This is a genomic window from Parabacteroides sp. 20_3 (assembly GCF_964238835.1).
Classification (GTDB): Bacteria; Bacteroidota; Bacteroidia; order Bacteroidales; family Tannerellaceae; genus Parabacteroides; species Parabacteroides distasonis.
Map to the genome: position 1 here is coordinate 186294 of NZ_CAXSNO010000001.1, position 14705 is coordinate 200998.

13 protein-coding genes and 2 tRNA genes are annotated in these 14705 nt (G+C 47.3%); 5 read left to right on the top strand and 10 right to left on the bottom strand.

What is annotated here, in order from left to right; genetic code table 11:
- Positions 1-3: 3 nt before the first annotated feature.
- On the bottom strand, positions 4-1305 hold the full coding sequence (locus ACESPU_RS00775) for a phenylacetate--CoA ligase family protein (RefSeq protein WP_008772099.1): 1302 nt from the start codon (positions 1303-1305) through the stop codon (positions 4-6).
- A 106-nt stretch (positions 1306-1411) separates the two neighbouring features.
- Entirely contained in the window at positions 1412-2221 is an 810-nt protein-coding gene (locus tag ACESPU_RS00780; protein ID WP_121961898.1) for a DUF1080 domain-containing protein, read from the bottom strand.
- A 112-nt stretch (positions 2222-2333) separates the two neighbouring features.
- On the opposite strand from ACESPU_RS00780, the gene ACESPU_RS00785 reads away from it, so the two are divergent.
- Positions 2334-2972: an HAD family phosphatase gene (locus ACESPU_RS00785; RefSeq protein ID WP_005856741.1), complete on the top strand. Its 639-nt coding sequence runs from the start codon at positions 2334-2336 to the stop codon at positions 2970-2972.
- A 256-nt stretch (positions 2973-3228) separates the two neighbouring features.
- On the opposite strand, the gene ACESPU_RS00790 is transcribed toward ACESPU_RS00785, so the two are convergent.
- From ACESPU_RS00790 to ACESPU_RS00815, 6 genes are all read right to left on the bottom strand, one after another.
- Complete coding sequence (locus ACESPU_RS00790; RefSeq protein WP_008772096.1) at positions 3229-3711, bottom strand: porin family protein; 483 nt, start codon at positions 3709-3711, stop codon at positions 3229-3231.
- 43 nt (positions 3712-3754) lie between these two features.
- The gene (locus ACESPU_RS00795; RefSeq protein WP_005862143.1) at positions 3755-5395 is read right to left on the bottom strand and encodes a dipeptidase; all 1641 of its coding nucleotides are present in this window, start codon (positions 5393-5395) and stop codon (positions 3755-3757) included.
- Between the two features lie 12 nt (positions 5396-5407).
- On the bottom strand, positions 5408-6817 hold the full coding sequence (gene nhaD, locus ACESPU_RS00800) for a sodium:proton antiporter NhaD (protein WP_005856736.1): 1410 nt from the start codon (positions 6815-6817) through the stop codon (positions 5408-5410).
- A gap of 4 nt (positions 6818-6821) precedes the next feature.
- Entirely contained in the window at positions 6822-7667 is an 846-nt protein-coding gene (nfo, locus tag ACESPU_RS00805; RefSeq protein ID WP_057327723.1) for a deoxyribonuclease IV, read from the bottom strand.
- 28 nt (positions 7668-7695) lie between these two features.
- On the bottom strand, positions 7696-8172 hold the full coding sequence (locus ACESPU_RS00810) for a PaaI family thioesterase (RefSeq protein ID WP_005856732.1): 477 nt from the start codon (positions 8170-8172) through the stop codon (positions 7696-7698).
- Between the two features lie 107 nt (positions 8173-8279).
- Complete coding sequence (locus ACESPU_RS00815; RefSeq protein WP_005856730.1) at positions 8280-8819, bottom strand: pyruvoyl-dependent arginine decarboxylase; 540 nt, start codon at positions 8817-8819, stop codon at positions 8280-8282.
- Between the two features lie 196 nt (positions 8820-9015).
- Between ACESPU_RS00815 and ACESPU_RS00820 the strand changes: the two genes are divergently transcribed.
- The 3 genes from ACESPU_RS00820 (at position 9016) to ACESPU_RS00830 (ending at position 9987) form a co-directional block, all read left to right on the top strand.
- On the top strand, positions 9016-9663 hold the full coding sequence (locus tag ACESPU_RS00820) for a superoxide dismutase (protein ID WP_005862137.1): 648 nt from the start codon (positions 9016-9018) through the stop codon (positions 9661-9663).
- 148 nt (positions 9664-9811) lie between these two features.
- Positions 9812-9885, top strand: a tRNA-Thr gene (locus ACESPU_RS00825).
- A 19-nt stretch (positions 9886-9904) separates the two neighbouring features.
- Positions 9905-9987, top strand: a tRNA-Tyr gene (locus ACESPU_RS00830).
- A 143-nt stretch (positions 9988-10130) separates the two neighbouring features.
- Here ACESPU_RS00830 and ACESPU_RS00835 read toward each other — a convergent pair.
- Together ACESPU_RS00835 and ACESPU_RS00840 are read right to left on the bottom strand one after the other, a co-directional pair.
- Complete coding sequence (locus ACESPU_RS00835; protein ID WP_005856726.1) at positions 10131-10886, bottom strand: NigD-like protein; 756 nt, start codon at positions 10884-10886, stop codon at positions 10131-10133.
- Positions 10887-11012: 126 nt separating this feature from the next.
- Positions 11013-11843: a DUF5032 domain-containing protein gene (locus tag ACESPU_RS00840; protein ID WP_005862134.1), complete on the bottom strand. Its 831-nt coding sequence runs from the start codon at positions 11841-11843 to the stop codon at positions 11013-11015.
- A 205-nt stretch (positions 11844-12048) separates the two neighbouring features.
- Here ACESPU_RS00840 and xyl3A point away from each other — a divergent pair, with 205 nt between their 5' ends.
- Entirely contained in the window at positions 12049-14655 is a 2607-nt protein-coding gene (gene xyl3A / locus ACESPU_RS00845; RefSeq protein ID WP_347171720.1) for a xylan 1,4-beta-xylosidase, read from the top strand.
- Positions 14656-14705 lie beyond the last annotated feature (50 nt).

A 14705-nucleotide genomic window follows, 5' to 3' on the forward strand; every position in this document is an offset into this window, starting at 1 on the left:
AGGTTATACTAACTTACGTTTATCGATCACGTGTTTTGCCTTACCCATACTACGTTCGATACTACGCGGCTCCACGATCTTGATGTCCGGTTGCAAACCGATCACGCTCTGCATGCGGGCGGCGATCTTCTTTTTCAAGGCGATCATCTTGTTCATCTCGTCCGAGTAGTATTCTTGGCGAACCTCCACCTGTATCTGGAAGGTATCGGTATTGTTCATACGATCCACCACGATCAGGTAATGCGCCTCGAACTCCGGCAGCTCCAAAATTACGGATTCTACCTGAGACGGGAAAACATTTACGCCACGAATAATCAACATATCGTCACTTCTACCTAAAATACGTCCCATACGAACCGCCGTACGTCCACAGGCGCACTTCTCGTAAGTCAGCGAGGTCAAATCACGTGTACGGTAACGAAGCATCGGCATACCCTCCTTCGTAAGCGTGGTGAAGACCAACTCTCCTACTTGTCCCGGTTCCACCGGTTGTAAGGTATTCGGGTCCACGATCTCCGGGAAGAAATGGTCTTCCCACAGGTGGGTACCGTTCTGGCACTCACACTCGCCTCCAACGCCCGGACCGCAGATTTCCGTCAAGCCATAGATATCGTAAGCCTTGATATTTAGTTTCGTCTCTAATTCCTTACGCATATTCTCCGTCCAAGGCTCGGCACCGAACGCTCCGACACGTAGCTGGAATTCCTCCAAGGGAATACCGGACTGGTGGATGGTCTCCGCCAGATACAAGGCGTAAGAAGGCGTACAAGCCAAACCCTTCGCCCCGAAGTCGTGCATCAACTGGATTTGTTTCTGGGTATTACCGCTACTCATCGGGATCACCGTACCACCGATATTCTCCACTCCGGCATGGGCACCCAAGCCTCCGGTAAACATTCCGTAGCCGTAGGATACTTGCACGGAGTCGTTCTTTGTCAAACCGTAGGCGGTCAGGCAGCGAGCCACGACCTCGGCCCAGATACCCAAGTCCTTACGGGTATATCCCACGACGATAGGCTTACCTGTCGTACCGGAAGAGGCATGTAGACGGACAATCTCGGACATCGGCACGGCCATCAAGCCGAAAGGATAATTATCACGCAAGTCTTGTTTTACCGTGAACGGTAATTTCGTTATATCATCTATTGTCTGTACATCGTCGGGAGTAATGCCCATCTCCTGCATTTTCTTACGATAAAACGGGGAGTTATGGTAAGCGTGTTCAACAACTCTTTTCAACCGTAGGCTCTGTAGTTTCCGCATTTCCTCACGGTCCATACATTCAATAGTTTCGTTCCAAATCATGGTATTTGTCTGTTATCTTTTAAAGTTAGTAGTCTAAATTCGCCGCAAAGTAACAACTTTTTTTAAATCGGTACTCTTTTGTTACGAAAAATTAGTCACGAGGCGATCATTTCAACTCCTTCACCTTGATATTGCGGAACGCTACCTCATCCCCATGATCCTGCAAAAGGATGTGTCCTTTCGGGGCCTCGCCGAAAGCACCACCCGCATTATAAGATGGATCAGCGTATTTACTGCCCTTCACCAAATCACGGAACTCCTTGCTGCCACGCTCGTACTCCAATACCTTCACACCATTCAGCCAGTGCTCTACGTGGTTGTTCGGGAATACCTTCACCACGGCCGTATTCCACTCTCCTACGCCGTTGAAACGGATGTTCTCGCTTTTCTTCAGATCATACAAGCTTCCAAGGGTACGACTACCGGGGAAAGTCGTGTAAAGCTTGGCATCCGGGTGCTTAGCGTCATCCAATAGCTGGAACTCCAAGCCGTAAGCGGAGCCTTTTTGCTTCTCTTGCTCGGTCACGAAATATTTAATACCGCTGTTGGCCCCTTCGGTGATCTTAAAATCCACGCTGAACTCAAAGGCGGAATATTCACCCTCCGTAACGATATCGCCTCCGTTCGTAGACTCGCTACCGTCGGATTTCTGCACGATCAATTCGCCATCTTTCACCATCCATCCGTGATCCGGGAAAGCGTCTTTGTGCGCTCCACGCCAACCTTTCGTTGTCTTACCGTCAAAAAGGAGCGCCCAACCCTCGGCTTTCTCTTGGTCGGTCAATTGATTGATCGCCGGTGTAATTACGGCCATCGGTACTACCTTAGCTGTCTCTTCCGTGCTTTGCGTGTTTTTTCCACCGCAGGCGCAAAGGATCATGGCGCTCATGGCGGTACAAATTACTAGTGTCTTCATGTCTTATTTATTTTTAATGTATATAATCAAGCAATGTGTGCGTCCACAAAGATAATTGATTTCATAAAAAATAGACGTATCTTCGCGATATAAATATTAAATGATTATTTATATGAAACAACTAAAGACCGCCTTGTTCGATTTTGACGGCGTAGTAGTAGATACGGAACCTATTTACGATTTATTCTGGAACGATGCCGCTAAACGTTATGGCTTAGGTATCGATAATTTCGCTGATATTATAAAGGGTACGACCCTACCGTATATTCTGGAGAAGTATTTTTCCGGATATACGGAGGAGTTCCGCCAAATGGTGACCAAAGAATCTACAGAGTATGAGAAGACGATGCCCTTGCCTCCCATGCCCGGCTCCATCGAGTTCATCCGTATGCTGAAGGAGCACGGCGTACAGATAGGCTTGGTTACCAGCTCGGATAACGCAAAGGTGAAACGGGCTTTCGGGCTTCTACATCTGGACAATCTATTCGATACCCTAGTGACCGCCGACCGCATCACGCAAGGTAAGCCCGATCCGATGTGTTATCTATTGGCGGCGAAAGACTTGAACGTATCTCCCGAGGATTGTATCGTATTCGAGGATTCTTTCAACGGCATACAGTCCGGGAAGGACGCAGGGATGCGTGTCATCGGGTTAAGTACGACGAATCCGGCGGAATCTTTAAGAGATAAAGTATATGAGGTAATCCCCAATTTCGAGAAAGTCACGTTCGAGGATTATTTGAGATGGTAAGCAATCGAGAAAAAGGAAATGATTATTTCCTTCATTCCTTCACCTACCCCTTTACACACACCCACACACATGTATGCGTACATTAATAATATGCGTATGCGTATACGTGCGTGTGTGTGTAGGAGCCGGTGAAGGAATGAAGGAATAAAGGAAACGCCTGTACCGGCAATGGGCTACACCAGTATCGGCGAGAGCCGGAAGCAGTACTGGTGTAACCCCACGGCAGTACTGCCGTGGGGCTGTGACTATATTGGGATCAGAAACTATATCCTACGCGAACACCCAGCATGGCCTGATCGAAATCCTTGATGATATTATACTTCACCTCCAATCCTATCGAAAGATTGTCGGTAGCATAAACCTCACCGCCTAAACCGATATTGGCTCCCAGACGAGTCTCGTTATGAGAAAGGCCATGGCCCGCATCCCAATTCCAAAAGGACAGACTAAGCCCCGCTAATGGATAAAAACCGAACATCTCACTTAACTTCACTACATAATGAGCATTCAAGTCGATCGCCCAAGTGCTGTGATTGTCATTCTTTACGAAATAAGTAAGAGAGGGGCTCAAACGTACCGCATCCGTGATACAATAGCGGTAATCAACTCCTAACGTGGCATTCTTCGAATCGAATCCATAACCGATGTTAAATCCCACGGCAGATTGTCCTTGCTGCGTCTGCGCATAAGCTCCCAGACTAAAGACTGCTAACATCAGCATCATTACAAACTTTTTCATACGCTTTCTTTCGTTTAGTTCAACATTAGATTATTATTGGTATTTATTTTACTTTCAGTCGATCACCGGCACTCTTCACGATGCTACGGTAATAGTCCTCGTCATATCCGGGAAAATCGGGAGACGCGGGCTGGCCGTACGGATTACGCTTGAACTGTCCGTTCACCTCTTTCTTCACGTTTCCATCGATGTATTTTACCAGCAAATACTCACCCAATTGCTTCCAGCGGGCGGTAGCGGAGTCTGAATTAGTCGTGCTATACCACGTTAAGAACTTGACAGCCTCCGCCGGGTCCTTGGCATACAACTCCTGAGCCGCCTTATCGATAGCCGGTACGGTCTCTTGATAACCATTCTCCAACTCCTGCTGTACCTTACGGATATCCTGAATCATGAAGCTATATTTGTGGTAAGCCATATTAGCCACCCAGTTATGAATCCAGAAAGCGGAAGTCCAAGAGAAGTTCAGCAAATCGCCGTTTCCCACCCGATAGCACTCCGGAACATCCGTTACCGACCCATATACAGGAGTGAAGACTGCCATATCAGCGTCGTCCACGGCAAACCACAAGATACCACCGATAGCGTCCGGCAACCAGTTACGCATTTGTGGAACAATCACGAAGCCCGTTTGTTGCGTCGCTATGGCACGTTCATTCGTATATTCCTGTCCGTCTACCTCGAACGTCATCGGCCGCCAGCGGTAAGGAACCTTATACGAGCCGGCACCGGCATCTTTCGTCATATCCAGATCCGTTCCCTCGTAATGGTCGCGCATGCCATTCTGTACGTCTTGAACGGAAAGCTTACGATTCGGCTTCACATACAGAGGCATCGGCTCCTTGGAAGGATCACCCTTGATAAAATCCATATACTGATCCATCGTGGTATCATATTTACGGAAGAAAGACCATACACGAGCCTCGCATCCACGCAAGGCGCTGAAATCATACGGGCAATAAGCCTTGGCGAAACTGAAATCAGCGTCCTTTCCCTTGAAATATCCTTTCTCACGGGCGAAAGAAACCACATCCGGCGAGTACATGCAATTCTCCTTATCGTCAAACGGTATCTGCTGGATACGGGACTGGTTGGCATGCGCCGAGATACAATCGTCCGGGATGCGGATCGCTACCCAAACGGCACCTTTGTTACCCGGTCCCTTACCGATCATCTCCATCACCCAAGCCTCGTTCTTATCGGCGATAGAGAACGTCTCGCCACTGCTGTAATAGCCATATTCCTTTACTAAGTCCGTCATGACCTTGATCGCCTCACGGGCCGACTTGGAACGTTGCAAAGCGATGTAGATCAAGCTACCGTAATCCATGATACCCGTCGTATCCACCAATTCATGGCGTCCGCCGAACGTACTCTCCGTGATAGCCACCTGATGCTCGTTCATGTTACCCACTACGGAATAGGTCTTCTCCACTTGGGCGATCTTGCCCAGCGGTTTCCCTGTATCCCATTCCTTCACTTCCAACATGGCGCCCTTCGGCCATGTAGCGGCGGGCCAACGATACATCTCCCCATACAGGGAATGCGAGTCCGCCGCATAACTAATCATTACCGAACCGTCTGTCGAAGCCTTCTTGCCCACCAGCAAACCGGTACAGGCGATAGCCTCCACCCCGGATAACAGGGCGGCGCAAGCGGTTAATAAAATCCAACTCTTCTTCATATAAATAAAGTTTTAAGCAAATAAAAGCATATATACACCGGCGCCGCAACAATAGCCGATCAACGCCAAGATAGAGAACCGTTTCGTATAATACATAAAATCGATCTTCTCCAATCCCATTACCGTAACGCCCGTAGCCGATCCGATGATCAAGATGCTACCACCCGTCACGGCGCAATAAGCCAAGAAGGTCCAGAAACCACCGTCCGATACGAAGAACTGGGCATAAGGCGATAAGTCGGCCACCTGCTCCACGATCGGGTACATACCCATCGTAGCAGCTACCAAGGCTACGTTATCCACGCAGGAGGACAAGGCGCCGATCACGAAGCTGATCAGATACGGCTCATGCACATGCTTATCCAAGAAAGCGGACATGATGCCCAACTGCCCGGAGGTCTCCAACGCTCCCACGGCCATCAAGATACCCAAGAAAAAGAAGATCGTAGCCAAATCGATATTCGGCAACAATTGGGAAATACGGAGTTTCTGGGACTCATGCATATGCAGCTTGCTATACATCAAATCCGTATAGAACCAAAGGATCACCAATCCCAGCAAGACGCCCAAGAACGGCGGCAAGTTCGTCACCATCTGGAAGACAGGCACCAACGCCAAGGAAAGCACGCCGATCACAAAGATCATCCGACGTGAGCGGTTCGGTATCTCTGGTATGTACTCGTCACCTTGCTCCTCCTCGCTCAACACACGCAAGGTAGATCCTTTCTTGAACAACCAGAAATGGGCGATCGTCAACGGCACCAACATATTAACCAAAGCAGGGATAAATACGTGAGAGATCTGGTGCATCGCCGAGATATTCTTTCCGACCCAAAGCAAGATGGTCGTCACATCACCAATCGGCGACCATGAGCCACCGGCGTTCGCCGCTATAATCACCATACAGGCATATTTCAAACGATCCGTACGATCCGGTACCAGCTTACGCAACACCGCCATGATCACGATAGCGGCCGCCAAGTTATCCAACAAGGCGGAGAAGAAAAAAGTAGCGAAACTTATATACCACAACAGCTTACGTTTATTCGGCGTACGGATATACCCGGTCACGGCCCTAAAACCACCATGCTTATCCACGATATCCACGATCAACATGGAACACATCACGAAGAAAAGCGTCTCGGAGACGTTTCCTAAATGATAAACAATCGCACGGTTCGATATAAAATTAATAAATTGCTCATGCGGGGGCAAGCTGGCCATCTCCGGGTTCTGGGTCAAGAACTCTTGAAAGATCGTACTAGAGCGTTCGACGAAAATATTGTAGGCATCGAACATCAATATCATCCACATAGAGATAGCCATGAACAACGCTATGGCCGCTTTATTTATTTTGATCTTATCCTCCAAGGCAATAGCGAGGATTCCTAAGACAAAAATGACAGGCATTAAAATGAACATATAATCAAGATTTTAATTGTTTATATAGAAGCTGTATCTCCTCCGGCCAAAGCGCCTCGTCCGGGGTCTCTAGGATTAAGGGCATATTGTCGAAACGGGGGTCCGCCATGATCATGCGGAAGGTATCAAGGCCCATCAAGCCTTTACCGATACTCTCGTGCCGGTCCACACGTGATCCCTGCTCCTTTTTAGAATCGTTCAAGTGCATCCCCCTTAAATAAGAAAAGCCGACCACCTCGTCGAAATGACGGAATGTCTCGGAAAATCCCTCCGGTGTCTTTATATCGTAACCGGCGGCAAGCGTGTGCGCCGTATCGAGGCATACTCCCACCCGGCTCTTATCCTCTACCTCGTTTATAATATAGGCGATCTGCTCGAAGGTATATCCCAAGTTCGAGCCTTGCCCCGCCGTATTCTCTATCACGGCACATACGCCACTCGTCTGAGCCAACGTGATATTGATCGACTCGGCGATGCGAGACAGGCAGGTATCCACCTCCATCTTCCCCAAATGGCTTCCGGGATGGAAATTCAGCATTTTCAGTCCCAGTTGCTCGCAGCGTGTCATCTCGTCCAGAAAAGCGTCACGGGATTTCTGCAATCCCTCGGCGTCCGGGTTCCCCAGATTGATCAAATAGCTATCGTGCGGCAAGATACATCCCGGATCGTAACCGTACGCTTCACACCGCTCCTTAAATAAATGGATACTGTCCGCCTTCAACGGCTGCGACTTCCATTGCCTCTGATTCCGGGTGAAAAGGGCAAAAGCCTTCGCACCGATCTCATGGGCATTAACGGGGGCATTCTCAACCCCACCGACCGCACTCACGTGAGCCCCAACATACTTCATAATAACCTAACTTTTCTTTTTATTTATACTAATGTTCATCCTCAGTCTTACACCCACAAAAACCAAACTCCTCCATCGCACGTTCTTGCGGGGTGATGAAATAAACCATCTCGGCACGGGTACACAACTCATTCGCCGAGTTATAGATCTCGGTCTCTATGAAGATGGCGTTCCGTTTCCGGTCTGTCATCCGTCCCCGTATCGTCAGCTGGGGCTCGTCCGTAGAGATACTCTTCATAAACTTGGCGTCGAGGCGTGAAGTCACCCCGGAGGTCTGCAACTTCCGCAAGACCACCCAGCCGGCCAACTCATCCATCAGCGTAGTCTGTATACCTCCGTGCAACGTACGCAGCCATCCTTGGTAAGTACCTTGAGGCTTCCAGAACGCCACGATATCGTCACCATCCTCAAAAAACTCCATATGCAGCCCCAGCGGATTGTTCGGAGCGCAACCGAAACACATATAACCGTCCAGCCCTTCCCACGGATTAATTATCTTTTTCATATCACGAAAACAATATTTATATGTTTTTTGTTGCTCAAAGTTAACAAAAAAGCCGGCTCTTGAAAGGAACCGGCTCTATAAATATCACAAAAAATACTCAACACGACTTATTCCTCGATCTCCGGTTGAAGGAAATCCACGAAGCAAAGGGCGGCCAACGCCGTTCCATAGCGTTTCTCGATCGTAATTCCCTCGGTGATAAAGTTAAGCTCTCCAAGATAATACTTCCCATACGTCTTCTGATGAAGATCGTTAATAACACGGATCAGACGAGACTCAAGCTCCTCGATGCGGTAACGTCCGCTGACCTCACACACAAGGCCACCAACCTTCTCATCAAAGTTCTCATCCTTATACATCCATGCGTAAACCACACCAGCAGACACGAACTCATCCTGATATCCATGGGATACAGCCATGATCGTTTTCATTTCCGAACCAAATGGAGGAAGGTCTAGTTCATCCATGGTTGCCAGATGTGCCGTAGCGGGTATCACTGACGAATACGTCATGATATTGAAATCAGAGATACCGGCGTCATAAAGAGCCATGTGGTAAGAACCAGCGTGTTTCTCCAAGTCTGATTCGCCACTTCCTTTTGTAATAAAAAAGGTGTTTGGAATTAAATTCCCAACTTTCTTTACCATCTACAAATATGTTTTACTAATTAATAAAAGCTTAAGAGCGCACAAAAATAGAAACTTTCGCGATATATAACGCATAGTTTTCCCTATAAAACTTTAGCCGCAAACATATTTTCACTAAAAAATCATCACCGAACCCAGAACTTTCATCCCCTCAGCTCTGTTTATATAGTAAATCAACATAAAAAACTAGAAGACAATGCTTACATTATGTTTAAGTTTATTATTAATGATCACAAATAGTCAAATAACAGATAAAAAAGAAGAAGTTATGAAATTCGAGTTAATCCAGTTACCGTACGCAAACGACGGTTTAGAACCAGTTATCAGCAAACAAACAATTGATTTCCATTACGGAAAACATTTATTGAACTATGTAAATACCCTTAATAAGCTGATTGAGGGCACGAAATTCGAGAACGCTCCGCTGGAGCAGATCGTTCGTGAGTCTGACGGAGCCATTTTCAACAATGCCGGCCAAGTATTGAATCACAATCTATATTTTACCCAATTCTCCCCGAACGGAGGTGGCGAGCCTACGGGTAAGCTAGCCGAGGCTATCAAGTCTACGTGGGGATCGTTCGAGAACTTCCAGAAAGAGTTCGTGGCTGCCGGTACAGGCTTGTTCGGCTCAGGATGGGTATGGTTGGCTAAAGATAAAGACGGCAAACTTTCAATTACCAAAGAACCCAACGGTAGTAACCCGGTCGTTAAGGGATTGACTCCGATCATGGGATTCGATGTATGGGAGCATTCTTACTATCTGGATTACCAGAACCGCCGTGCGGATCATTTGAACGCATTGTGGGGGATTATCGACTGGGAAACCGTTGGTAAGAGATATTGATTTAATTTGATGTAAGTTACGTGTAGAGAAGAGCCGCCCGGGAGTTTTCCCGGACGGCTTTTTTCGTTCCCTTTTGAAAAAAAATACCTCCAGCTATTGCATCGTAAGATATTATTACTACCTTTGCACCCGCAAACGAATAACAGATGCCTCTTTAGCTCAGTTGGCCAGAGCACGTGATTTGTAATCTCGGGGTCGTTGGTTCGAATCCGACAAGAGGCTCAAGAAAATATATTGGAATGGGCAGTTACCAGAGTGGCCAAATGGGGCTGACTGTAACTCAGCTGGCTTTCGCCTTCGGTGGTTCGAATCCATCACTGCCCACGAATAAAAAGGACTCTTCTTAGAGTCCTTTTTTGTTTCTATCCATAAAAAAAGTCCTTCCCTATCACTAGGAAAGAACTTTCAAAAAGCAAGGGAGATTCACTCCCTGCCAAATCCCCATCTATTTAAACGATCAAACCGACCTATTTCAAATTTAAGGCGCTTCTCTCGGCAGCTATGGATGCTTTTGCCGGAGTAGACTTGCGTGAACAATAATTGAATTCCACAGACTTATCGCCATCGAATGACTTCCATTTTAATTTCAACTTAACCGTCTTACCATTCGTATCCGGAAGGCTATCCAATTTAAAAGCGACCAGTCCATCCGCATATGCGCCATATACATCGCCATAAGCATTATGGCGGAACTCTACCTCATAAGGATTCTCCGGGTCCTTGCCTGTCAGTAGGTTTACAAAATGAGCCTTATTGCGGTCTCCCCAGATCGTCCTGAAACGGAGTGTCAGATATCCGTCCTCGGCGATGGTAACCCAATCGTTCACGATCTCCACAGGGTCAGAGCCATAGATCGAATCGTTGCTAGTCACCCCCAAATCCGGAGCGATTGGTTTTGTAAGGATACTGTCGATCCAATTAATATTTACGGCCTTGCTGTAAATTCCGCTAGACTCGTTCGTCTCGTCAAAATTCACCAACGCTCTCACCTCCTTCTGCCCGAAGGGAGAAGAGGTCATATTGACAGGCAACAAGGTCGTGCTATCATCCAATTGAAGAAAATATGAACCATCATCGACCGGCTTAACCGTCACCAACGCATTCGGCAACACTTTACTGTAAGGATAATCATCATCATCGTCCAAGCAAGATTGAAACCCCATAAAACAAGTAGCCGCCATTACACCTACAACTAATTTCCTAAAATTAAAGAATCCGTTCATAATACTTCCTTTCTAAGTTTATCAATTAAACTAATCAACCTTTTAATTCTATAAAATTAGAAATGCGTTTTAGGGCGGAAATGCTGCATATGCGTATGTTAATTAAACCAAACAAGGCATGTCTCCTTACTTCACGGCGAAATTATACTCGAAAGTATACTTATAAGAGCTTGCGGTTCCTCCGTCATTCTCATCGATAGTCATACACATTATATAATCTCCCACGGTGGTATAGGTGTATTTGTACTCAGCTTTCACCTCGCTCTGGTTAGGGATCGTATAGGTGTAGGCACGGATCGGAAGATTCCGGTTCTGAACACCATATAATAGGTTCAAGGGAGTCACAGCTTCAAAATCAACCGGAGCAAAAGAGCCGATCACACGTAGAGGATAATTTTCAGGCCTCTCCACCGTACTATACTCATACTCCATCCGATCCTGATTCCGAGAAAAAGTTACCACATTCCCGTTTTCCCAATAAAACTTATCATATTCCCTGTAATCCTCACTCTCATACCCTTGACCGTCTTCTTTCGGCCAACGAGCTACCCATGAGGTCAACACCAGATTAGATCCGGAATAACCATACTTATATTCATCACTCACATAGACCTCATTACTCGCATACGAATTTTTCCTCAAGACGTTCTTTGCCGTGATCACATTTCCACTTAATATATATTCTCCTAGTTCGTCCCCGGTAGAGATATCTATCATCAAATATTTGTTGTCAGAAGAGAAAAGACGAAACTCTTTATCTCCATGGAAAGATATACTCGATATTTTCCCGTCATTCATATAATTGATATCAGCGGTAAAAAGCGGGCTTGAAGCTCCGTCTTTATAACAAGAAACTTTCGTTAGCTTATTCAATTCCGGAACAACGGGATCGTCATCGTCTCCGCAGGCCGTCAGGCTAGCGGCCCCTATTAGTAACAAAAATAGATACTTCTTCATCATTCTTTCGTGTTTTAATCTGTTACGGCAAAAGTAGGGCTTTTAAATGAATAACCACGAAAGTAACCTATTTTAAGTATTCCTGTTTGAAAAAATGCTTCTAAAATCGTAGTTTTGCATCATCAATATCAAAGATAACGATCTATCTTAAAATAGTTTACAATAAGTAATAATGTAAGATAAACAATATCTAAAATTTAATAACATGAAAATGAAACAACTGACAGTAGCGATGATCACCCTCCTACTCACCGCCTCTTGTAGTGAAAAACAACAAGATTACCCTTTCCGGAATCCGGATCTTCCCTTGGAGGAACGTATCGACGACTTACTATCCCGGCTGACACCGGAGGAGAAAATCGGCCAAATGATGAACGTAACCCCCGCCATCGAGCGTTTGGGAATCCCGACTTACGACTGGTGGAACGAGGCTCTTCACGGCGTGGCTCGTGCCGGACGTGCGACCGTATTCCCGCAAGCGATCGCCATGGCGGCTACCTTCGACGATAACGCCGTTCACGAGACCTTCACGATCGTCAGCGACGAGGCCCGTGCCAAATACCACCAATACCAGAAAGACAAGGAGTACGACCGTTACAAAGGTCTTACTTTCTGGACCCCGAATATCAATATCTTCCGTGACCCTCGCTGGGGACGGGGTATGGAAACCTATGGCGAGGACCCTTACTTGACCGAGAAGATGGGCGTAGCCGTAACCCGCGGATTGCAAGGCGATGATCCTAATTATTATAAGACACACGCTTGCGCCAAGCATTACGCCGTACACAGCGGCCCGGAATGGAACCGCCACGAATTCAACGCAGAAGCTACCCCTCGCGACTTGTACGAGACCTACCTTCCAGCTTTCGAGGCATTGGTTAAGGAAGGCGATGTACAAGAGGTAATGTGCGCCTACAACCGTTTCGAGGGTAAACCTTGCTGTAGTAGCGACAAATTATTGATCGATATCTTGCGTAACAGTTGGGGGTACGACAATATCATCCTGTCCGATTGCGGTGCTATCGATGATTTCTGGAGGAAAGACAAGAATACGCCTCGCCATGAGACGCACCCGGACGCTGAGAGCGCATCCGCCGACGCCGTATTGAACGGTACCGACCTAGAATGTGGCGGTAGCTACCGTGCGCTAAACAAAGCCTTGGCCGACGGTAAGATCTCGGAGAAAGATCTGGACGTATCCTTACGCCGCCTACTGAAAGGCCGCTTCGAGCTAGGTATGTTCGATCCGGACGAGCGGGTTCCTTATTCTAAGATACCTTACAGCGTAGTCGAGAGCCCGGAGCATATCGCCAAGGCACTGGATATGGCACGTAAAAGTATCGTTTTGTTGAAGAACAAGAATAATATGCTTCCTCTGGACAAGAATATCAAGAAGATCGCCGTAGTCGGACCGAACGCGGCGGACTCTACCATGCTATGGGCCAACTACAATGGCTTCCCTAGCAAGACCGTTACGATCGTGGAAGGTATCCGCAATAAAGTCCCGAACGCAGAGGTTATCTACGAGCTGGGTTGCAACCATACCGCCGATTTTGTCGTGACAGACCTAGGTAGCCACGTATCTTCCACGGCGGGACAGGGTTTCGCCTCCGAATTCTTCAACAATACCGAGTTCGAGGGTACCCCCGCCTACAAGGGATTAGCGAAAGAGCTTCATTATACCACCGGAGGTAACACCCAATTCGCCCCGAACGTGAACTTGACGAATTTCACGGCTCGCTTTACGGGTGAATTCGAGTCTCCGATAGATGGTCCTGTCGAGTTCAAACTATCCGGAAACGACGCATTCCGCCTGTATATCGATACGGCTAAAGTCGCTGAGGTATGGGAAAACGAATATGGAGCGGAAAAACTCTATACGCTAAACGCTAAGAAAGGTGAGAAATATCCCATAAAGATCGAATACATGCAACGCACGGGTAGCGCTGATCTGAACTTTACGGTAGGCGTACGCACACCCGTAGATTTCCAAGCTACGGCCAGCAAGGTTAAAGACGCTGATGTCATCGTATTCGTAGGTGGTATTTCTCCACGTCTGGAAGGTGAGGAAATGCCGGTAGACGCTGAAGGTTTCCGGAAAGGCGACCGCACGAATATCGAGATCCCGGCCGTACAGAAGGAAATGGTCAAAGCCTTGGTAGCCACCGGAAAGCCTGTAGTATACGTGGTATGTACGGGTAGCGCATTGGCATTGAACTGGGAGAACGATCATGTAAACGCTATCTTGAACGCTTGGTATGGCGGACAAGAAGGTGGGACAGCCGTGGCCGACGTTTTATTCGGAGACTATAACCCGGCCGGACGCTTGCCGATCACGTTCTATAAATCCGTAGACCAGCTTCCGGACTTCCAAGATTACAGCATGAAAGGCCGTACCTATCGTTACATGACGCAGACTCCGCTTTATCCGTTCGGTTATGGCTTGAGCTATACGACATTCGATTATAAGAACGCCAAGTTATCAAAGGATAAGATCGCTTCCAACGAATCGGTTACCCTCTCCTTCGATATCGCCAATACAGGCAAGATGGATGGTGACGAGGTCGCTCAGATCTACATCAAGAACCCGAACGATCCTGCCGGACCGCTAAAAGCGATGAAAGCATTCAAACGTGTGAACGTGAAGGCTGGCAGCGAACAACCGGTTAGCATCCAATTGGAACCGAAAGCTTTCCAATCCTTCAATGACAATACGCAGACCATGGAGGTTCGCCCGGGTAAATACCAAATCCTATATGGAGGTTCCTCGGACGATAAGACACTGAAAAAGATTGATTTAGTAATTGAATAAAAACACTATTGTATTCACGGCTGAACACAATAGTATTCATAGAAAAACAC

Coding starts and splice junctions, on each gene's coding strand:
- ACESPU_RS00775 (WP_008772099.1), bottom strand. CDS start 1,305: ATGATTTGGAACGAAACTATTGAATGTATGGACCGTGAGGAAATGCGG.
- ACESPU_RS00780 (WP_121961898.1), bottom strand. CDS start 2,221: ATGAAGACACTAGTAATTTGTACCGCCATGAGCGCCATGATCCTTTGC.
- ACESPU_RS00785 (WP_005856741.1), top strand. CDS start 2,334: ATGAAACAACTAAAGACCGCCTTGTTCGATTTTGACGGCGTAGTAGTA.
- ACESPU_RS00790 (WP_008772096.1), bottom strand. CDS start 3,711: ATGAAAAAGTTTGTAATGATGCTGATGTTAGCAGTCTTTAGTCTGGGA.
- ACESPU_RS00795 (WP_005862143.1), bottom strand. CDS start 5,395: ATGAAGAAGAGTTGGATTTTATTAACCGCTTGCGCCGCCCTGTTATCC.
- nhaD (WP_005856736.1), bottom strand. CDS start 6,817: ATGTTCATTTTAATGCCTGTCATTTTTGTCTTAGGAATCCTCGCTATT.
- nfo (WP_057327723.1), bottom strand. CDS start 7,667: ATGAAGTATGTTGGGGCTCACGTGAGTGCGGTCGGTGGGGTTGAGAAT.
- ACESPU_RS00810 (WP_005856732.1), bottom strand. CDS start 8,172: ATGAAAAAGATAATTAATCCGTGGGAAGGGCTGGACGGTTATATGTGT.
- ACESPU_RS00815 (WP_005856730.1), bottom strand. CDS start 8,819: ATGGTAAAGAAAGTTGGGAATTTAATTCCAAACACCTTTTTTATTACA.
- ACESPU_RS00820 (WP_005862137.1), top strand. CDS start 9,016: ATGCTTACATTATGTTTAAGTTTATTATTAATGATCACAAATAGTCAA.
- ACESPU_RS00835 (WP_005856726.1), bottom strand. CDS start 10,886: ATGAACGGATTCTTTAATTTTAGGAAATTAGTTGTAGGTGTAATGGCG.
- ACESPU_RS00840 (WP_005862134.1), bottom strand. CDS start 11,843: ATGAAGAAGTATCTATTTTTGTTACTAATAGGGGCCGCTAGCCTGACG.
- xyl3A (WP_347171720.1), top strand. CDS start 12,049: ATGAAAATGAAACAACTGACAGTAGCGATGATCACCCTCCTACTCACC.